Below are 20,392 nucleotides of genomic sequence, written 5' to 3'. Positions count from 1 at the left end.
ATCGTAGTTATTATATCATAAATATTCGAATAATTGGCAAATATCGCAGAATTTTATACATCAAGTGTACTATATTCGGCATTTTCTTCGATAAATTCACGGCGAGGTTCTACTCGATCTCCCATGAGCATATCAAAGATCTTATCTGCTTCTGCTGCATCATCCACTGTTACACGAGCCATGAGGCGGTGTTCCGGGTTCATAGTTGTTTCCCAGAGCTGATGATCATCCATCTCACCCAAACCTTTGTATCGTTGAATCGTTGGTTTGGAACGACCTTCAGAATAGCGTTCTAAAGCCGCAGCCAATTCTGCTTCTTGGTTGGCTCCTGGTTGAATGTATTCTTTGATCTCACTACCGACTTTGATACCATAAATTGGCGGTTGGGCGATATAAACATAGCCAGCCTCCAAAACGGGTTTCATATAGCGATAGATCAAGGTTAGGAGGAGGGTTCGAATATGAGCTCCATCGACATCGGCATCCGTCATGATGACTAATTTTTGATAACGGGCTTTTGATACATCAAATTCTGCACCAAAACCGGTTCCCATAGCTGTGAAAAGACTACGAATTTCTTCGTTGGCTAAAATCTTGTCCATGCTAGCCTTTTCCACGTTGAGGATTTTCCCACGAATAGGGAGAATTGCCTGGAACTCCCGGTTCCGACCTGATTTAGCAGATCCTCCGGCAGAATCTCCTTCGACGATGAAGAGTTCTGTCTCAGCTGGATTGTTAGATGAACAGTCTGCTAATTTACCAGGGAGGTTTGAGATTTCTAAACCAGATTTCTTGCGGGTGACTTCTCGGGCTCGCTTAGCAGCAACACGCGCTTTGGCAGCCAGAATTCCCTTTTCAACAATTTTCTTAGCAATCTGCGGATTTTCCAACAAGAAATCAGAGAAGGCATCGCTGAACAAACGGTTGGTAATCTTCACCACTTCAGAGTTTCCAAGTTTGGTCTTGGTTTGTCCTTCAAACTGTGGATTTGGGTGTTTAACAGAAATGACGGCTGTCAATCCTTCCCGAACATCTTCCCCTGTGAGATTCTCTTCATTGTCCTTGAGAAGTTTATTCTTACGAGCATAGTCGTTGATAACACGGGTTAAGGCTGTACGGAAACCTTGCTCATGAGTTCCCCCTTCATGGGTATGGATGTTATTGGCAAAGCTCATGACGGTTTCGTGATAACCAGTCGTATACTGCATAGCCACTTCAACCGTGATATCATCCATTTCGCCATCAGTATAAATCGGAGTTTCGAAGATGACATCCTTGTTTTCGTTGATGTATTCTACATAACTAGCAATCCCACCTTCATAGTGGTAATCTTTCGTTTGCTCCTGGCCTTCACGCTTGTCTGTAATCGAGATCCGTAAACCACGGTTCAAGAAAGCCAACTCTTGAATCCGTTTGTTCAATTTCTCAAAATCAAATTCAGTTGTTTCTGTGAAAATTTCTGGGTCTGGAGTAAAGTGGACTGTAGTACCAGTTCGATCTGTTTCACCGATCACTTCAAGATCTGCAACGACTTGACCGCGTTTGTATTCTTGGTAATGAATTTGGCCATTCTTATGGACGTGTACATCTAGCTGAGTCGACAAGGCATTTACGACGGATGATCCAACACCATGGAGTCCACCAGAAACCTTGTAACCACCACCGCCAAATTTTCCTCCTGCATGGAGAACGGTAAAGACAGTTTCTACTGCCGGACGGCCTGTTTTTTCTTGAATATCAACCGGAATTCCCCGTCCATCATCGATGACTGTAATCGAATTATCAGCTTCGATAAAGACTTCGATATGGCTAGCAAAGCCAGCAAGGGCCTCATCGATAGAGTTATCGACGATTTCCCAGACCAAATGGTGAAGACCTTCTTTAGAAGTGGATCCGATATACATCCCCGGACGCATCCGAACTGCTTCTAAACCTTCTAAAACCTGGATCTGACTGGCATCATATTCTTGGCCAGTCGTTTCTTGTTTCAATTCTTCTGTCATTCTTTCCCTTTTCTAATTAAAAATATAGGCACTTAATTGATCCATTGAGTCAAACAAATAGGTCGCCATGCCAGCTCTCTGGCCAGCTTCGATATCGATCGGGCGATCTCCAATCACCAAGCCTGACTCAATCGTATACTTGTCTTTTAAATACAACATGGAAGTAGGATCTGGTTTACGTGGAAAACCGTCATCAGCTGTCACAACTTCTGTAAAGTAATGACGAATTCCTGTTTTTTCTAGGATGGTCTCTACATGATGGTCACGGTGAGATACCAAAAAATGACGGGCTCCGACTGCTGTCAGACGTTCCAACAACTTCTCAGTCCCCTCGAATAAGCAGGGGATTTCAAGAGCTTCTATCTCTCGCTTTTTATACTCTCCCAAAAAGTCTGGAAGATCTGAGGCAAACTGCTGAACAGCATAATCCGTGGAAACCTTTAAAGCTACATAAACAGAATCATGATCAGCCTCCCTTTGGAAATACTGTAAGGTCGCTACAAAAGCTTTTGTAGAGGTCTCATAATTGTCCAATAAAGTCCCACCAAGATCCCATATAAAATCATGATAATCCATAGCTTCAATTATACCATAATTTTCGAAAAATTGCTTGTAAAGTCAATGTTTTCACGGTTTTTTTACAGTCTTCTCCCTCCTATTTTACTTTCATTCAAAAAGCATTTATATTTTAAGAAATCCAGACGATAAAAAAATAAAGGCAGGAAATTTCCTACCTTCATTTTTCTTCTCACCATCTAAGGTGCCGACGTTCCAAAAACATCTTGATAGAGCATGCCTTCTCTTAATTTTGCTGCATCTCCACCAAAATGCTTGACCAGTGCATAAGAAAAAGCAAGTGCCGTTGCAGGGCCCCGACTGGTCAAGATGTGACCATCCTGAACCACCGCTTCTTTCACATAGTGTCCTCTTCCAATTTCTTTTTCAAAGCCATCATAGCAGGTGTAGTGTTTTTTATCTAGCAGGCCTGCCCGATCCAACACAATCGGAGCTGCACAAATAGCCGCAAGACTTTTTCCTTGTTCATGGGCTTCTTTTAAAGACTGAATCAAGCCTTCATGGTCGCGTAGATTCGCCGCACCAGGCATCCCTCCTGGAAGGACAATGCCATCAAAATGATCCAATGAACCGGACCAGACCTCATCTACCTTCACTGTGATGCCATGAGAACCTGTCACTTCTTGATCAAATCCAACCATCTGACACTCGATTTCTGCTCTTCTCAAGACATCGACAACAGTCAAGGCCTCTATTTCTTCGAACCCACTTGCTAACATTACTGCTACTTTTGCCATATTAAATGATTCCTTTCTCTTGTAGCCGACTGAGTTGTTTCTGTCTCAATAGTCGACTTTCTTTTTTTCGTTCTTCACTTACCCGGTTTTGATGGCTCATCGATAACAATAAGCCAATCCCAATGAGGTTACTAACAATAGCTGATCCCCCTTGTGAGATAAAAGGCAAGGGAATTCCAGTTAGAGGCAATATTCCTGTTACAGCCCCAATATTTTCAAATATGTGGAAGACTAACATCATAATAAACCCAGTCGAGATATAAGTATAAAACTGATTATTGGATTTCAGAGTAATCCGCAACATTTTATAGACTAAAAACATGTATAAGAGGAGAAGAACCAAACCTCCTACAAAGCCAAAATCTTCCGCAATGACCGTAAAAATCATATCACTCTCCCGGACAGGGATCAACAGGTTGGATACATTAAAGCCTTGCCCCAATAAACCACCGCTTGCGATTGCCAACTGTCCTTGTGCCTGTTGAAAAGTCATAGTTTGAGCATAGTCAAAAGGATTCAACCAGGCTAAAATACGATTCATCTGATAGGTAGGCATCCCCAGAGTTTGATGGAGAAAGGCTCGCCCACCGTTTGATAGAAAGACGGCCAAAAAGAGAGCGATCCCACCTACGAGGGTTAAAAAGACTGGTAAAATGATTTTCCAGGAGACCCCTGAAATGAGGACGACTCCTGAGAAAATCGCCATAAATACCAAGGAAGTTCCAAAATCATGTTGAAAGGCCAAGAGTCCAAGAACTGGTATGGTGTAGGCCGCAATTTGTACAATTAGAAAAAAGTCTTTTTTTAGCGTTCGATCTTCTTCCCTATTGTTTCGTAAAAAATGAACAATCGAACGAGAGACCATCAAGATATAAGAAATTTTCATAAATTCTGATGGTTGAAAGAGGCTAATCCCCTTGTAGGCTACCCAGTTTTTAGAACCAGTCGAAGCAACCAAGTTTGGGTTGTAAAAATAAAGGGGCAAAACCATTAAGACCAAACCAAAGACATACAAATAAGGCGTCACTTTCCATAAAAATTCTGTATTAAAAAGCATGACGACAAAACTAATCATACAGCCCAAAACAATCCAGGCAACCTGTTGCCCTAAAATGGGCCAAACCAGGTCCGGATAATCATTTGAAACTGCAATGTAGACTGCCACCACTCCAAATGCCAATAACAACAAAACAGTGGTGATCAAGGAGAAATCTCCTCTAAGTTTGAAAGACTGACGTCTCTTCATTTCATCTCCCTTTCATTTAGATTCCTAAAAAGTATTGAAGTAGCAGACTAGAAATGGATACAGCTACCCAGGCAACAAGGCCAATAAGAAGAGGAGCTACCCCCTGCTTGCGAAAGGCTTGAATAGACACTTGACTTCCAATGCCAACCAAGGCCATAGCCATCAAATATTGTGACAACCATTTACAGAACGGAATCCAAGAACTTGGAAACCAGCCAAAGGAGGTCACTAAAGAGGCCAAAAGGAAGTAGAAAATAAACCAAGGAACGATTTTACTTAGTTTCACTTGCTTCCCTTCTCGATCCTGTTTCGACCGTCCAAGAAGTTTTATACCCAGCATTCCAAAACAGATTGGAATAATCATTAAGGCCCGTGTCAGCTTGACAACAGTCGCAATTTCACCAGCTTCTTTACTATAGGAAAATGCCGCCGCTACAACAGATGAAGTATCATTAATGGCCGTTCCTGCCCAAAAACCAAATTGCTGATTTGTCATCGCAAGAAGGTGACCAAAGAAAGGAAAAAGGAAGACCGCTAAGATGTTGAAGAAAAAGATGGTCGACATGGACAGAGCGATGTCGTTTTCATCAGCTTCTAGAACAGGGGAAGCCGCCGCGATTGCAGATCCTCCACAAATTGCTGTCCCCATTCCAACCAAGGTCGTTAAGATCTTTGGAGCTTTTAAAAGGTAGCCCACTGCAAAAGCAGAGAGAAAGGCAATACTGATGGTCGGTAAACTAACGATCAAAGAAGACAGGCCCAATTTGGTCACCTTTTGAAAGGACAAGGTAAAGCCCATCAAGATAATCGAATATTGCAAGATTTTTTTCCCTGAATAGGATAGACCTGATCTACTCGTTTGAGGCAAGACTTGGCTAGCATTCAAAAGGATGCCACATAAGATGGCAAAGAGACTAGAGCCAAGGATAGGCACTGCTTTTCCTAATACCATAGATAGTCCTGCTGCAAAAACTGCAATCATAAGGCCTGGAAGATACTGGCACCAATTAGATTTTTTATTCATTTTAACTCCTAAATTGTTCAACAACTACTTTTATTTCTCCAGTCTTAGCGATGACAAGAGGAGCGATTTTCTCTAAACTGGCTTGAATCTGCGAGCCATATTGACGGTTTAATAAGCGTTGATCTAATAAAATAACCAGAGATTCTTGCTCGCTCGAACGACTCGAGCGTCCAAGAGCCTGCTTTAGGCGTAAAATCGCTAGAGGCAAACTGTAATCATAGAAAGGATTCTTCCCCTCTAGACGCAAAGCTTCATGTAGCTTTTGTACGAAGAAATCACTTGGATTATCAAAAGGAATGCGAGGAATGACTTGAATAATTTTTGCTTGCTGGGCAAAATCGACTCCCTCCCAAAAACTACCGGATCCTAAAAGGACGGAAGCTTCCCCTCTATCAAATCGCCGTTTAATATTTGCCGCTTCGCCATTTTTATACTGAGCCAGATGACTCACTGTCATCTGATGTGAAGTTGCTAGAAGTAAGTCTTTGGAAGTAAACAAGGCAAAGAGAGGCAAGCCAGTAGCTGCTAGTTCATCCAAATATCGCGCTAAAGAGATTGCTAACTCCTCTTGAGTCAGGTTGGTCAAATCAGGAAATTCTCGATCAATGAAGATGGTTTGACCTTGATGGTAGGACAGTTCTTTCCCGATGAATTGGTAGTTCTCAATTCCTAAAATCGAAGCTAGATTGACCTTTTTACTAATCGATAAGGTAGCTGAGACCAAAAGAAGTCTGGTGGTCGTCGGAATAAAGTCTTGAAGCGAAACCAAGCCCTCTCTTCCAGATTGCAGTCGAATAATCGGATGCTGGTCCTCTTGTGTCCGGTCAATCCAAAAAATTTGAAAACGAGGGTCAAAGACCGTTTTTAATTCCGCTAAAACTGGACTATCTAGTTCAGATAAATCCTGGCGAATCTTTTGAACCTGTTCTGCTCCCAGTTCTATCTTTTTGTTGCCTGATTCAAGATGTTTGAGGATGGCATTCAATTCAAATTGGAGACTTTCAAGGATTCGCCGTTTCAACAAGGATTTTTCGATTTCTATCTCACGCTGCAGATCTTGCATGAAATCTGTTAATGATAAGGAAGCCCTTGAAAACTGCTCCAATGAAAAATAAAGTTTTTGTGCTTCATCCACCACTAGAGTTCGATTTTCTATCAATGAAGGATCATCCTCTAAACGAGTCAATAAATAGGCATGATTGGTAAGCACAACTCGGCTCATTTTGGCTTTTTCTTGACCAAGACGCCAAAAATCTTCTGTATAAAATAAAGATTTTTTTGATAGCTTCCCATCATGACGGAGCCGTTGAACAAAATTCCCGTAGCGATGAAGCTGCCCCACTTCGTTTAGATCACCTGTCCTTGTTTGAGCCAACCAGACCAATAATTGCATTTTGAACCGATTCCAGAGGCGATTTTCCTCAGGTTCATGCAATATTCGAAAGAATTCATCTAGTTTTAAATAATTTTGAGGACTCTTTAAACTATGAAAAGAGGTCTGAAAAACGTCCTCAATCATCTTTGCTTCCTGCTGCATGATTTGGTCTTGTAAGACCTTGGTCGGAACACTAACAACAATCTGGTCCTTTGTATGCGCTAGTAAAGGAAGGAGGTAGCCATAGGTTTTTCCAATCCCAGTAGGACCCTCAACAAAGGTGGCTACATCTCTAGAGGACTGAAGACTTTCTTCGATGGCCTGAGCAAACTCTTTCTGCAAGGGGCGGGGTTCCATCCCCATTAACTGGATATTAATATCAAACTGATCAGAAAAATTCTTAGCATCTCTCCTGATAAGAGGTTTACGAAGAAAAATACCATGACGGGAGGTTAAGTCCTCACCATGAAAAACTACCGTATCCTCGAAAGCATCCTCTATCAAGAGTCTCGACTCGTAAATTAGATTATCAGAAAATGGCAGCAAGGTTTCCACCAATTCTCTTGGGAGGGAAGCAATCGTTTCACGAATTTTAAGGAAGAGCTGGGCGGTTGCTTGGGCATCTGAAATGGCTGAATGGGCATGGTCCAAGGGGATCGCTAATTCTTCGCATAAGCTACTTAAATTGTATCTTTCTAAGGTTGGGAAAAAGACTTGAGCCAATTCAACCGTATCGATCCGGGGTGTTATGAGCTCAAATCCTTCCCAAAACAAAGATTCTGCCAAGAGATTGGCATCAAATTTGACATTATGAGCCACAAAAACAGCATCTTCAATCATTTCGTAAACTTGTCTGGCCACTTGTGAAAAATCAGGAGCCTTTTTTAGTTGCTGATTGGTAATTCCAGTCAGTTGGCGAATATGTTCGTCTAGTTGTTCATGCGGGTTGACGTCAGTCTCATAGGTCTCTACAATCTGCCCATCTTGAATGATGACAATCCCGATTTGAATTATTTTTGCATTGCTGCTTGCACTGGTTGCTTCCAGGTCCACGACAGCATATTTTCTTTTAACATTCGTCGTCATAGCACTTAAAATTATATCATTTTCCGACTCGCTTTGCTTGGGTTTTTATGACATTGAAGGAGCCAAATCCAACCAAGCGAGGATTCTTCGGTTTCTAGAGGCGTTTTAGTCAGCTATTTTATCATATTTTTGATAGACTAATAGAGAAAGGAGCTCTTATGAAAATACACCGTATTGTCAACCCCATCGCTTATGAAAACACCTACCTACTTGAAAACGAGCACGATCTTCTCGTTGTTGACCCTGGCAGTGCTTGGGAAGATATCCGAAAGCGCATTGATCATCTCGCAAAACCAATTGCTGCTATTCTCCTAACCCATACCCACTACGACCATATCATGAGTTTAGAGAAAGTGCGGGAAACTTATGGCCATCCACCTGTTTATGTAGATGCTCATGAAGCGACCTGGCTCCAAAGTCCTGTGGACAATCTTTCCGGGCTAGACCGCCATTCTGACTTAATGGATGTGATCTGCCAGCCAGCCGAAGAGCATTTTGATTACCGAACAGCTTACCATTTGAAAAACTTCCATTTTTATGTCCTTCACACACCCGGACATTCCATCGGAGGTGTCTCTATAGTTTTTCCTAACGATCATCTCGTCTTGACAGGTGATGCCCTTTTCCGAGAAACCATTGGACGGACCGATTTGCCGACAGGAAGCGGTCCCCAACTCCTAGAAAGCATCGAGACACAATTGCTCACTCTTCCCTCCTCTTACGCAGTTTACCCAGGTCACGGAAATGATACCACCATCGGTCATGAAAAAATGTTTAATCCCTTCTTTCGAAATCGTTAAAAAAAGAGAGTGGGACAGAAATCGGTCATTCGTTAGAATTCGATTTCATCGTCCCACCTCCGCACAGTTGAGTAGGGGCTATAAAAGCTGATGAAATCAGCGTAGTAGAGCCCACTCAACCACTGCGTCTTGCTCGACAATCCAAAGACAATTGAGAGGCTAGGACTTTTGTCCCAGCCTCTTTTTTATATTCTTAAATCTTCAAGAAACGTCTCATTGAAATCGATGAACCTAGCGCTCCAATTAAAATACCGAGACCAAACAAAGCACCGACCATAATCGGAACAAGAAGGTTTGGACTGTATAAGAACAATTTCTGATCTTGTAGAGTATTGTACATGGACTTGTAGACAATATTATAGACATAATAGAGCAAGAGAGCAGGTGGAATTGCACCAATCAAGCCAATCCAGGCACCTTCCAAAAGGAAAGGAGCACGAATATAGCCACTCTTAGCACCTACCAGACGCATAATCTTGATTTCTCGACTCCGTGAAATAATGGTAATCCGAATCGTATTGGAAATCAAGAAGACTGCGATAAAGATTAGTAAACCGGCACCAATCAAGCCCCAAATACGGATGAAGTTCCCGAGAGCAAAGAGACGTTGAGTATCAACTCCTCCATCTTTTACTTCAGACACCCCTTCAATTTTCTTAGCGGCCTTGGAAACTTCTTTCACATATTTAGGAGCCGTTGTCTCTACAAAATAGGCATCATAGAGAGGATTGGCATCCCCATCAAAAATTTTCCAGTTGTTACCGGCAGTCTTGATCAAGTTTTCATATTGTTCTTCCTTGCTAGAGAACTCAACCTTATCAACATTCTTCATGGCTGTCAACGCATTATAGACTTTCTTGTAGTCTTCATTATCAACCATCTGCCCTTCTTTTTCTATCTGCGGGCTTTGATCTTGGATATCCTTGCGCATATAGACAACAATTCGTACACTATTTTGAATATCATCTGATAGCTTGATCGTATTCGCAATCACTGAGGCAAAAATTGCTACTAGTCCGAGTGTAATCATCACCGAACTAACCGCAGCAATGGTCATCCAGCCATTCCGTTTTAAACTTTTAAATGATTCAATGAGATGGCGGAAAAATCTTCTAATCATCGTATCCGTACTCTCCTTCCGCTTCATCCCGTACAACACGTCCATTTTCAATGGCGATAACACGGTGACGAAGTGTATTTACAATTTGGCTATTATGAGTCGCCATCAAAACAGTGGTTCCTTGTAAATTAATTCGCTCCAAGAGGTTCATAATTTCCCAAGAATTATCTGGGTCCAAGTTCCCTGTCGGTTCGTCCGCGATCAATACTTTAGGATTGTTCACAATAGCACGCGCAATGGCGATCCGTTGTTGCTCACCACCTGAAAGCTCATTTGGAAATGAACGAACCTTGTGTTTCAAACCAACAAGATCTAGCACTTCCATAACGCGTTTCTTAATGTTGCGACGACGCTCTCCAATTACTTCCATTGCGTAGGCAATATTTTCATATACCGTCTTTTTAGGAAGCAATTTGTAGTCTTGGAAGACTACTCCAACATTTCGACGCAACATCGGAATATCGCGTTTTTTAATTTTATCTAGGTCAAAACCAGCTACTTTCAAGGTTCCTTTATCATGTTTCACCTCACGGTAAAGCAAGCGAATAAAGGTTGATTTCCCTGCACCAGAAGGTCCTACAATATAGGCAAATTCTCCTGGTTCAATATGAACGGTCACTCCACGAAGAGCTGTCGTTCCGTTGTCATACTTTTTGACAACATCTTTCATTTCAATCATTGACATGTATTGAAAATTCCTTTCCACAATTTATATAGAAGGAGGGCTTTAATTGAGACGCCATTTTAAATAGGCATCAATAAAGCCATCAATATCTCCGTCCATTACTTTATCAACTTGGGCTACTTCGTAACTCGTACGATGATCCTTCACCATGGTATATGGCGTAAAGACATAGGAGCGAATCTGACTTCCCCAGGTGATTTCTTTTTTATCACCCTTTAAGGAGTCCACCTCAGCTGCCTTCTTTTCTTGCTCCAATTGATAAAGTTTTGCCTGCAACATTTTCATTGCACGGTCACGGTTTCCGTACTGAGTGCGGTCAACCGTCGAAGCCACTACAATCCCTGTTGGGATGTGGGTCAATCGAACACCTGTTGAAACCTTGTTGACATTTTGTCCACCAGCTCCACCTGAACGGAAGGTATCCATCTTGATATCATCATCTCGGACTTCCACTTCAATCGTATCATCCAATTCTGGCATGACTTCAACTGACGTGAAGGAAGTATGGCGACGCTTAGCTGAGTCGAATGGCGAGATCCGTACCAAACGGTGGACACCCATTTCTGATTTCAACAAGCCATAGGCATGCGGTCCTTCGAAGGACAGCGTCACTGATTTAATCCCAGCCTCGTCTCCTGCCTGATAGTCCAAGACTTCCACTTTGAAACCATGAGCATTTCCGAAGCGGGTATACATCCGAAGGAGCATATCTCCCCAGTCCTGAGCCTCAGTACCTCCAGATCCTGGATGGATTTCCAAGATTGCATTATTATTATCATAGGGTTCTGATAAGAGAAGCGTCATTTCATAACTGGTCATCATCTTATCCAACTCTATCAACTTCTCTTCTAGCTCTTCGTGAACGGATTCATCTTCTGAGAGAAACTCAAGAAGGATTTCGGATTCATCAAACAAGTCTGTCATTTGATGGAAATTCTCGTAGGTTTGTTTCAACTCATTTAATTCCTGAGATGTCTTTTGCGCTGCAATATTATCATCCCAAAAATCAGGTTCTGTCATTTTGTTTTCCAAAATGGCAATTTCTTCTTCCAGACCCTCTAAGTCAAAGAGACCCCCTGAAAGAAGCTAATTTTTCACGATTCGCGTCAATTTTCTGACGGATTTCTGAAATATCCATAAGTACCTCTTTCTAAGTATCAGTCTATTATACCACAAACCCCGTCATTTGCACATAGTAAGAGATAGTAGGAATCATTTATCCTACAAAAATCGCATAAAACCAAGCCGTTGTCACTTCCCTTGTTACATAATTGTTAGATTTGTTACATGTTGGTTAACTTTCTTTTTCTTATCAACTTGTGATACACTAGTGATATGACACGTATTGGTTTTATGAGTGACCTGCACCTGGATTCCAATCAGTTTGGCGAGGCCGAACGCATGCAACTCCTTCAGGTCCTACAAGAAGAACAGATTGATCACCTTCATCTAGCTGGCGACATTTCCAATGACTTTAAGCAGATGAGTCTCCCCTTTATTCAGGAGCTCCAAACCCAGCTCCCTGTTTCCTTTAATCTGGGCAATCACGATATGTTATACCTCTCAGAGGAGGAAATCCATCAGTATGATTTTCAAGTCCAGACCTTTGGAGATAGCCATTTAGTCAGTCTTGCTGGTTGGTACGATTATAGCTTTGTCCCTGAAAAGAGCAAGGAGGCCCACCTACGTACCAAAAATACTTTCTGGTTTGATCGAAGATTGGAACGTCCCTTAGACGACCCAACAATCACGCAAGAAGTTCTCTCCCGATTGGATCAGGTACTAGCTTCTTTAGATGGTAGAATCATCGTCGCTCTTCACTTTGTTCCCCACAAGGATTTTCTCGTTAGCCACCCCTACTTTCAGAAATTCAATGCCTTCTTAGGTAGTCAAGCTTTTCATGATCTCTTTGTAAAACATGGGGTAAGAGATGTGATCTTTGGTCACTTGCATCATCGCCATTCTTCCAGAGTCATCGATGGCATTCACTATCACATGCGGCCCCTTGGCTATATTCGAGAATGGCAATTGACGGAGAATTTTTTCAAGTCCTTCCCTCAGTACAAGATTTCCCAAATGTATCGCCTTCATAAACGCTACAATGCTGTGAAAGACTTACCTGAATTTCATCACTATAAAAGACAGAATATAGCAAATGAATTTCGTCAGGCTTTAACCATCCTTGACTGCTAAAAAAAATAAAAAGATTTCGATCCCATAAGGAGTCGAAATCTTTTTTCGTTAAAATAGCTTATTCTTCTGTTTCAAGGAGATTCTTTGCAACAAGAGCTGCCAAGATACCACCAACGATTGGAGCAAGGATAAAGATCCAAATTTGTTGAAGGGCTGCACTACCTACAAAGAGAGCAGGAGCCAAGCTACGAGCTGGGTTAACAGAAAGACCTGTAATGTTCAAACCTACAAGAATGATCAAGGTCAAGCTCAAACCGATCACAAGTCCAGCAATTTTCCCATTTCCTTTAGAAGCTGATGTCACTGTCATAATGACCAAGATAAAGATAAAGGATGCAATCACTTCGAACAAGAATCCGCCAAGTGGAGTTACTCCTTTAGCCAAGGCATTTTCACCAAGACTAGCTGTTGACATACCTGAATTGGACAAAAGGAAGAAGACAGAAGCAGTCGCAAGGAAAGCTCCCACTACTTGCGCTACAATGTAGTTGACCAAGTCTTTAGATGACAAGCGTTTGTTGACAAACATAGCAATAGAAACAGCTGGGTTCAAGTGGGCACCAGAAACAGTCCCAATAGAGTATGCAGCTGCAACAATTGACAAACCAAATGCCAAGGCAATTCCTAGATGCCCAAGACCTTCAGTTCCATTTCCAAAAACAACAGCGCCAGTCCCGATAAAGACAAGCATAAATGTGCCGATTACTTCAGCAAAAAACTTTTTCATAATATAGTTTCCTTTCTTCAAACTGTCGTCTAGTTTATCAAAAATCAATTCTGGACTCAAGAAATATGCCCAAACATTTCTGCACACAAAAAAAGCCATCTGAAGATGACTTTTCAATGCTTAAATAGCGTTTTTATCCTTACCGAGTGCACGTTGGACGGCTTTGACAATTTCAACAAGAACCACAATCATAATTGCACCTACAGCAACCACCAACCATTGCGTCAAACTCAAGTTTGAAACGTGGAAGAGTTTATTAAATCCAGGTACCATAATGGTTGCCATTAAGAGAATAAAGGCTACTGGGATAGACCAGTTAAAGGTCTTGTTCTTGAAGAGTCCCACTTTAAAGATCGATTGATAGACCGATTTCACGTTAAAGGCATGGAGCAATTGGATTAAACCGAGAGTTGCAAAGGCCATAGTAAGGGCATCCGCATGGATTTCTGCGTGACTCTGGTGCTCTGGGAAAAGAATTGCCCATCCGTATACGCCAAGTACCAAGATAGTTTGGAAGATTCCTTGATATAGGATGGCTCCAAAGACCCCACCGTCAAAGAAGTTGGACTTACGTCCACGAGGTTTGTGGGTCATGACACCTGGCTCAGCTGGTTCCACACCAAGAGCGATAGCTGGTAGGGTATCTGTTACCAAGTTAATCCATAATAGATGCACTGGTTGAAGAACGTCCCAACCAAAGAGGGTTGCAAAGAAGATAGTGAAGACCTCAGCCATATTAGCAGACAAGAGGTATTGGATGGATTTTTGGATATTGGAGAAGACCTTACGTCCTTCTTCAACTGCTACGATAATGGTTGCGAAGTTATCATCGGCAAGGACCATATCAGAAGCTCCCTTAGAAACCTCTGTACCAGTAATCCCCATACCGATACCAATATCAGCAGTCTTAAGTGATGGCGCATCGTTGACCCCGTCACCAGTCATGGCAACAACCTTGCCTTCTTTTTGCCATGCTTTCACAATCCGAACCTTGTGCTCAGGCGATACACGCGCGTAAACAGAGTATTGCTTGAAGACTTTTTGGAATTCTTCATCAGAGAGCTCATTCAATTCAGCCCCTGTGAAGACATGGTCTTCTGTATCATTTGGATCGATGATACCGAGACGTTTGGCGATAGCTTCCGCTGTATCTTGGTGGTCACCAGTAATCATGATTGGACGGATGCCCGCCTCCTTAGCGACACGAACAGCTTCTGCAGCTTCTGGACGTTCAGGGTCAATCATGCCGACCAAACCAGAGAAGATAAGGTCAGATTCAACAATTTCAGATTCCAAGGTTGGAATTTCATTGCTGGTCTTATAAGCCATCATCAAGACACGAAGGGCTTGTTTGGCCAAGTCTTTGTTGGTAGCAAGGATAGCATTTTTATCTTCTTCTGTGATTGGGCGAACTTCTCCGTTGACTTCGATGCGTGTCACGCGTTTGAGCAATTGGTCAGGCGCACCCTTGACAGCGATAAAGTAAGAGCCATCTGCTTCCTTATGAATGGTAGACATGAGTTTACGGTCTGAGTCAAATGGCAATTCAGCCACACGTGGCTCATCCTTCAAGACTTCACGAACATCAAAGTTGTGGTCCAAACCAAACTGTACAAGAGCTGTCTCCGTTGGATCACCAATCAGCTTGCCAGATGGATCCACCTTGGTGTCATTGGCAAAGTTCATGATACGGAGGGTATTATTGCTAACAGCAATTTCAGATGCCGAGCTTTGCAATTGACCGTTGGTATAAACTTTCTCAACCGTCATTTGGTTCATAGTCAAGGTACCTGTTTTATCAGATGCGATGATTTCTGTTGAACCAAGAGTTTCAACCGCTGGCAATTTGCGGACAATCGAATTACGTTTTGCAAGGGTTGTAGTTCCCAAAGATAGAACGATAGTTACAATGGCAGGAAGCCCTTCTGGAATAGCCGCTACTGCAAGGGCAACTGCCACCATCAAGCCTTCTAATGGATGTTCACCACGAACAAAGACACCAACCAAGAAGGTAATCACTGCAATCACAATGATTAAGTAAGTCAAGGCCTTAGATAATTGTTCCAGGCTTTGCTTCAATGGTGTCTCTGTCTCGTCGGCATTAGCCAACATATCTGCAATCTTACCAACTTCTGTATACATACCAGTGTTAGTCACAACACCAATACCACGACCGTAAGTTACGTTTGAGTTTTGGTAAGCCATGTTAACACGGTCCCCGATACCAGCATCTGCTTCAACAAGTCCTGTCACATCTTTTTCAACTGGAACAGACTCCCCTGTAAGAGCTGCTTCTTCAATTTTAAGGGAAGCTGCTTCAAACAAGCGCATATCAGCAGGCACCACATCTCCCGCTTCTAGCAAGACGATATCCCCAGGCACCAGTTCTTTTGAGTCAATCTCAATAACATGACCATCACGACGAACACGGGCCATGGGGCTAGACATATTTTTCAGAGCTTCAATGGCCGCTTCAGCTTGCCCCTCTTGGTAAACCCCAAAGGCAGCATTCAAGACAACAACAGCTAAGATGATAATAGCATCTGTTAAACCATCCATCCCTTCTGTAATCACAGAAAGTGCCGCTGCCGCTAGCAAGATGATAATCATCAAATCCTTAAATTGATCAAGGAATTTAGCTAGTAGGCTACGTTTCTCACCCTCTTCTAACTCATTACGACCATAAGTCGCTAAGCGTTCTTGAGCTTGAGCAGTTGACAAACCTTCGATAGATGAGTCCAATTTCTTTAGGACTTCTTCTGCGGTTTGAGTGTAAAACAAGTCTTTATTTTGTTCTTTTGACAAAACAGTCTCCTCCTTTTTTGGCCTCTTTTTACAAAAAAGAGACCTGTTTTTTAAAAAAACAAGTCTCGCTGTTTAATATAGTGCCGGAAATAATTCGTAATGACGACACTATCGCGGGAAATCCGCCAGCTACTCCCTTGAGTGGTTTCATTATACCACAACTCGTAAAAAAATCAAGAAAAACTACTGATAAACTAGTCTTCCCAAGTCAATTCTAAGTGATAGGTAGCGAATTGCTGACTTTCATCTGCCGTCAACAACTGATAGGACAAACCAAGCTTATTTTGCTCTAATGCATATTCCTTGGTATCAATCACAAATTGTTGCATGCCTTGGGGAGTCGGAATAAGTGCATGGCCTTTCTCTGAAGCCATAAATTTCATGATGGATTTTGGAGTTGAGAAGCGAGTCATGGTCAATTCTTGATCATGGAATTTCAAAGCTACTTTTTCTCCTTCTTCGTTGACGTAAAGCAGATAGTGATAGCCACCCTTTTCCTTCCATTCCCCTTCGTAATATTGATCCATCACTTCGAGTTGATCATCAAATTGAATCTGATTTTGTATTCTAATTTTCAAAAGTTCCCATCCTTTCCCTCTTTCCTTTATTTTACCAAAAACTTCTTTCTTTTTCCTATTGCAACCATCTCTCGATACCAATTTAGGCCGTTTTCTGCTATAATAGAGGCATGAATGAAAAAGTATTTCGGGATCCTGTGCACAACTATATCCACGTGGATCACCCAGTCATTTACAAGCTCATTAATACAAAAGAATTTCAACGACTACGTCGCATCAAACAGTTGGGAACCTCTGGGTTTACCTTTCATGGGGGCGAGCATAGTCGTTTTTCGCACTGTCTAGGAGCCTACGAAATTGCTCGTCGTATCTTATCTATCTTTGATGAGAAATATACCGACCAATGGGACTCGAGTGAATCCCTCCTTACCATGGTTGCAGCCTTGCTCCATGACATTGGACACGGGGCCTATTCACATACCTTTGAAGGACTATTTGATACAGATCATGAAAAAATGACCCAGGAAATCATTACCTGTCCTGAAACGGAAATCTACCAGATTTTAATTCAAGTAGCTCCAGATTTCCCTCAAAAGGTTGCCAGTGTTATCGACCACACCTACACTAATAAACAAGTGGTGCAGTTAATCTCTAGTCAGATTGATGTCGATCGCATGGATTACCTTCTACGAGACGCCTACTTCACTGGTGCCTCTTACGGAAACTTTGATTTAACTCGTATATTGCGCGTTATTCGTCCAGTAGAAAATGGGATTGCTTTTCAGGTCAATGGGATGCATGCAGTTGAAGATTATGTTGTTTCTCGTTACCAAATGTATATGCAGGTCTACTTTCACCCAGCTACTAGAGCAATGGAAGTCCTATTACAGAACCTACTCAAGCGAGCACGTCATCTCTATGCTACGCACAAGGAGTTCTTTCACGCGACTTCACCTCGCTTGATTCCATTCTTTGAACACCAAGTGAACCTTGCCGATTACTTGGCTTTGGACGACGGCGTCATGAATACCTATTTTCAATCTTGGATGGAGAGTCCTGATTCTGTTCTCTCTGATTTGGCCCAGCGTTTTATCAATCGCAAGGTTTTCAAATCCATTCTCTTTCAAGATAAGGATGAAAAACAATTAGCTGCTCTCAAACAACTGATTCAAGAGGTTGGTTTTGATCCAATCTATTATACAGCTATCCATCGAAACTTTGACCTTCCTTACGACGTTTACCGACCAGATTCAGAAAAACCTCGTACTCAAATTGAGATCATCCAAAAGGATGGTAAATTAGCTGAGCTATCCCTACTCTCTCCTATCGTTGCTTCCTTAGCTGGTAGTAGACAAGGGGATAACCGCTTCTATTTCCCGAAAGAAATGTTGCTTGAAAATAGCTTGTTTACACCTCAACTACAATTATTCCAGTCCTATATTATCAACGATACCTTCACAGGAGAGAAACATGAACATTAAACTTGTTGCCCTGGATATCGATGGAACCCTTTTAACATCAGACGGCCAAGTAACCCCCGAAGTTTTCCAAGCTATCCAAGATGCCAAAGCTCAAGGGGTTCATGTTGTCTTAGCAACTGGTCGTCCTCGTTCTGGTGTCCTTCGATTGTTGGAGGAACTTCATTTGGATCAACCAGGTGACCTCGTCATCACCTTCAATGGGGGACTGATTCAAGACGCCCACACTGGTGAAACTCTCTATGAAGAACACCTCTCCTACAACGATTATTTGGATATTGAAGCGCTAGCTCGTAAGTTAGCTGTTCCTATGCATGCTAGTACCAAGTCTGGCATTTATACAGCTAATCGTAACATTGGTACCTATACCGTCCATGAAGCCAAATTGGTCCACTCGGATCTTTTCTATCGGACTCCTGAAGAAATGGAGCATCATACGGTTCTCAAGTGTATGTATGTCGACGAACCGGAAGTCTTAGAAACGGTCCTCTCCGCTATTCCGGATAATTTTTACGACCGTTTTACGATTGTGCGTTCCGCACCTTTTTACCTTGAGATTTTACCTAAGACAGTAAATAAAGGTCAAGCTCTCTTACAGTTAGCGTCCAAGTTAAACCTAAGTCCAGACCAAGTGATGGCGGTCGGAGATCAAGAAAACGACCAGGCCATGCTAGAGGTTGCTAGTCTCCCTGTAGCAATGGACAATGCCAGTCCTGAATTAAAAAAGATCGCTAAAGTCATCACGCGCTCCAACGATGAGTCGGGTGTCGCTTACGCCCTTAGAAAGTGGGTACTCCATTAATGTATAGTTATAAAATCGGTATTACAGCCGAAGAACATGATGAATTCGTTAAAAATAGCCCCCAGACCAATTTGCTTCAAAGCTCAGATTGGGCAAAGATCAAAGATAACTGGGGCAATGAACGCCTTGGGATTTACCAAGATCAAAAACTAGTTGCAGTTGCAAGTATTTTAATCCAACCACTCCCACTTGGTTTTACTATGCTCTATATCCCACGTGGACCTATAATGGATTACCAAAATAGCGAATTAGTGGCCTTTATGCTCCAATCCATCAAAACATATGCTAAAAGCAAGCGAGCTGTTTTCGCCAAATTTGATCCCTCTCTTTTCCTAAGAAAAGGGTTAATTGGCCAAGAGGCAAAACATCAAGAGGCTACTTTAGCGATTATCCAATCTTTAAAAGAATGTGGAGTGGAATGGGTTGGTCGGACGGAGGACATGGGAGAAACCATTCAACCACGTTTCCAGGCCAATATCTACAAGGAATACTTCACAGAGGACCAACTGTCTAAATCCACCAAGCAAGCCATTCGGACCGCCCGAAATAAAGGAGTCGAAGTCATCTTTGGAGGCACTGAACTCTTAGACGAATTTGCAGCTCTAATGAAAAAAACAGAGGCTCGTAAAGGTATCCATCTTCGTGGAAAAGACTATTATGAGAAACTGCTAACAACCTATGCAGGGCAATCTTACATCACTCTATCAAGAATTAACTTGGCTCAACGCCTTGCTTCACTCAAAGAGCAACTTGAAAAAAATCAAGCAGAAGCTAGTCGTTTTAACGAAAAAACAAAACCAGGCAAGGTTGATAACAACCGTCAAGAAAAAGAACGTTTGGAAGAAGAAATCCAATTTCTCAATCAAGAGCTAAAAGACAGCCAAGAAATCGTTTCTCTTTCTGGAACCTTGACTCTTGAATTTGGAGGCACTTCAGAGAATGTCTATGCAGGGATGGATGAGAACTTCCGCCGTTATCAACCAGCTATTTTGACTTGGTATGAAACAGCCCAGCATGCCTTTGACCGTGGAGCTGATTGGCAAAATATGGGAGGAGTTGAGAACCATTTAGATGGAGGACTCTACCACTTCAAGTCAAAATTTAATCCAATGATCGAAGAATTTGTTGGCGAATTCAACCTCCCAACAAGTATTCTTTATCCCCTTGTTAACAAAGCCTATCAATTACGAAAAAAACTAAGAAATAAACAGTAAGGT

17 protein-coding genes are annotated in these 20,392 nt (G+C 42.2%); 5 read left to right on the top strand and 12 right to left on the bottom strand.

What is annotated here, in order from left to right; genetic code table 11:
• Window positions 1-53 precede the first annotated feature (53 nt).
• From gyrB to ACOXXR_RS03075, 6 genes are all read right to left on the bottom strand, one after another.
• Complete coding sequence (gyrB, locus tag ACOXXR_RS03100; protein ID WP_445278696.1) at window positions 54-2,003, bottom strand: DNA topoisomerase (ATP-hydrolyzing) subunit B; 1,950 nt, start codon at window positions 2,001-2,003, stop codon at window positions 54-56.
• Window positions 2,004-2,015: 12 nt separating this feature from the next.
• The gene (locus ACOXXR_RS03095; RefSeq protein ID WP_445278695.1) at window positions 2,016-2,579 is read right to left on the bottom strand and encodes an HAD-IA family hydrolase; all 564 of its coding nucleotides are present in this window, start codon (window positions 2,577-2,579) and stop codon (window positions 2,016-2,018) included.
• Window positions 2,580-2,758: 179 nt separating this feature from the next.
• Window positions 2,759-3,316, bottom strand: coding sequence for a DJ-1 family glyoxalase III (locus ACOXXR_RS03090; protein WP_023027064.1), 558 nt, complete (start codon window positions 3,314-3,316; stop codon window positions 2,759-2,761).
• 1 nt (window position 3,317) lies between these two features.
• Complete coding sequence (locus ACOXXR_RS03085) at window positions 3,318-4,562, bottom strand: FtsW/RodA/SpoVE family cell cycle protein (protein ID WP_023027065.1); 1,245 nt, start codon at window positions 4,560-4,562, stop codon at window positions 3,318-3,320.
• Between the two features lie 16 nt (window positions 4,563-4,578).
• A complete protein-coding gene (locus ACOXXR_RS03080) occupies window positions 4,579-5,586 on the bottom strand; it encodes a YeiH family protein (RefSeq protein ID WP_023027066.1) in 1,008 nt (335 codons plus the stop codon).
• A 1-nt stretch (window position 5,587) separates the two neighbouring features.
• On the bottom strand, window positions 5,588-8,047 hold the full coding sequence (locus ACOXXR_RS03075; RefSeq protein ID WP_120701767.1) for a bifunctional DnaQ family exonuclease/ATP-dependent helicase: 2,460 nt from the start codon (window positions 8,045-8,047) through the stop codon (window positions 5,588-5,590).
• 158 nt (window positions 8,048-8,205) lie between these two features.
• Between ACOXXR_RS03075 and ACOXXR_RS03070 the strand changes: the two genes are divergently transcribed.
• Window positions 8,206-8,847 (top strand): MBL fold metallo-hydrolase, encoded by a 642-nt coding sequence (locus ACOXXR_RS03070; protein WP_125374309.1) that lies wholly within the window; start codon window positions 8,206-8,208, stop codon window positions 8,845-8,847.
• A gap of 193 nt (window positions 8,848-9,040) precedes the next feature.
• Here ACOXXR_RS03070 and ftsX read toward each other — a convergent pair whose 3' ends face one another.
• From ftsX to prfB, 3 genes are all read right to left on the bottom strand, one after another.
• A complete protein-coding gene (gene ftsX / locus ACOXXR_RS03065) occupies window positions 9,041-9,967 on the bottom strand; it encodes a permease-like cell division protein FtsX (RefSeq protein WP_117744466.1) in 927 nt (308 codons plus the stop codon).
• Window positions 9,960-10,652: a cell division ATP-binding protein FtsE gene (ftsE, locus tag ACOXXR_RS03060; protein WP_023023829.1), complete on the bottom strand. Its 693-nt coding sequence runs from the start codon at window positions 10,650-10,652 to the stop codon at window positions 9,960-9,962. The genes ftsX and ftsE overlap by 8 nt, the downstream gene beginning before the upstream one ends.
• A 42-nt stretch (window positions 10,653-10,694) precedes the next feature.
• Window positions 10,695-11,790 (bottom strand): peptide chain release factor 2 gene (gene prfB / locus ACOXXR_RS03055; protein WP_111674402.1). Its coding sequence is split into 2 segments (ribosomal slippage): window positions 10,695-11,717 and window positions 11,719-11,790, totalling 1,095 coding nucleotides; the frame shifts between segments, so codons are not numbered across the junction.
• Window positions 11,791-11,987: 197 nt separating this feature from the next.
• On the opposite strand from prfB, the gene ACOXXR_RS03050 reads away from it, so the two are divergent.
• The gene (locus ACOXXR_RS03050; protein WP_445278694.1) at window positions 11,988-12,845 is read left to right on the top strand and encodes a metallophosphoesterase; all 858 of its coding nucleotides are present in this window, start codon (window positions 11,988-11,990) and stop codon (window positions 12,843-12,845) included.
• A 58-nt stretch (window positions 12,846-12,903) separates the two neighbouring features.
• Here ACOXXR_RS03050 and ACOXXR_RS03045 read toward each other — a convergent pair whose 3' ends face one another.
• The 3 genes from ACOXXR_RS03045 to ACOXXR_RS03035 all read right to left on the bottom strand — a co-directional run bounded on the left by ACOXXR_RS03045 (window position 12,904) and on the right by ACOXXR_RS03035 (window position 16,955).
• Window positions 12,904-13,572, bottom strand: a complete 669-nt coding sequence (locus ACOXXR_RS03045; protein WP_445278693.1) for an MIP/aquaporin family protein — start codon at window positions 13,570-13,572, stop codon at window positions 12,904-12,906.
• A 120-nt stretch (window positions 13,573-13,692) separates the two neighbouring features.
• Window positions 13,693-16,377, bottom strand: a complete 2,685-nt coding sequence (locus tag ACOXXR_RS03040; protein WP_123160466.1) for a cation-translocating P-type ATPase — start codon at window positions 16,375-16,377, stop codon at window positions 13,693-13,695.
• Between the two features lie 194 nt (window positions 16,378-16,571).
• Entirely contained in the window at window positions 16,572-16,955 is a 384-nt protein-coding gene (locus ACOXXR_RS03035) for a DUF1934 domain-containing protein (RefSeq protein ID WP_120701764.1), read from the bottom strand.
• 110 nt (window positions 16,956-17,065) lie between these two features.
• On the opposite strand from ACOXXR_RS03035, the gene ACOXXR_RS03030 reads away from it, so the two are divergent.
• The 3 genes from ACOXXR_RS03030 to ACOXXR_RS03020 are packed head-to-tail and all read left to right on the top strand — an operon-like array spanning window position 17,066 to window position 20,389.
• Window positions 17,066-18,376, top strand: coding sequence for an HD domain-containing protein (locus ACOXXR_RS03030; RefSeq protein ID WP_445278692.1), 1,311 nt, complete (start codon window positions 17,066-17,068; stop codon window positions 18,374-18,376).
• Window positions 18,366-19,175: a sugar-phosphatase gene (gene yidA, locus ACOXXR_RS03025; RefSeq protein WP_445278691.1), complete on the top strand. Its 810-nt coding sequence runs from the start codon at window positions 18,366-18,368 to the stop codon at window positions 19,173-19,175. The genes ACOXXR_RS03030 and yidA overlap by 11 nt, the downstream gene beginning before the upstream one ends.
• Window positions 19,175-20,389: an aminoacyltransferase gene (locus tag ACOXXR_RS03020; RefSeq protein WP_123159036.1), complete on the top strand. Its 1,215-nt coding sequence runs from the start codon at window positions 19,175-19,177 to the stop codon at window positions 20,387-20,389. The genes yidA and ACOXXR_RS03020 overlap by 1 nt, the downstream gene beginning before the upstream one ends.
• The last annotated feature ends 3 nt before the right edge of the window (window positions 20,390-20,392 follow it).

It is taken from the genome of Streptococcus sp. KHUD_013 (genome assembly GCF_052588545.1).
Note: the sequence above shows the minus strand (reverse complement) of the source record. Positions and strands in the feature narration are given on the sequence as shown.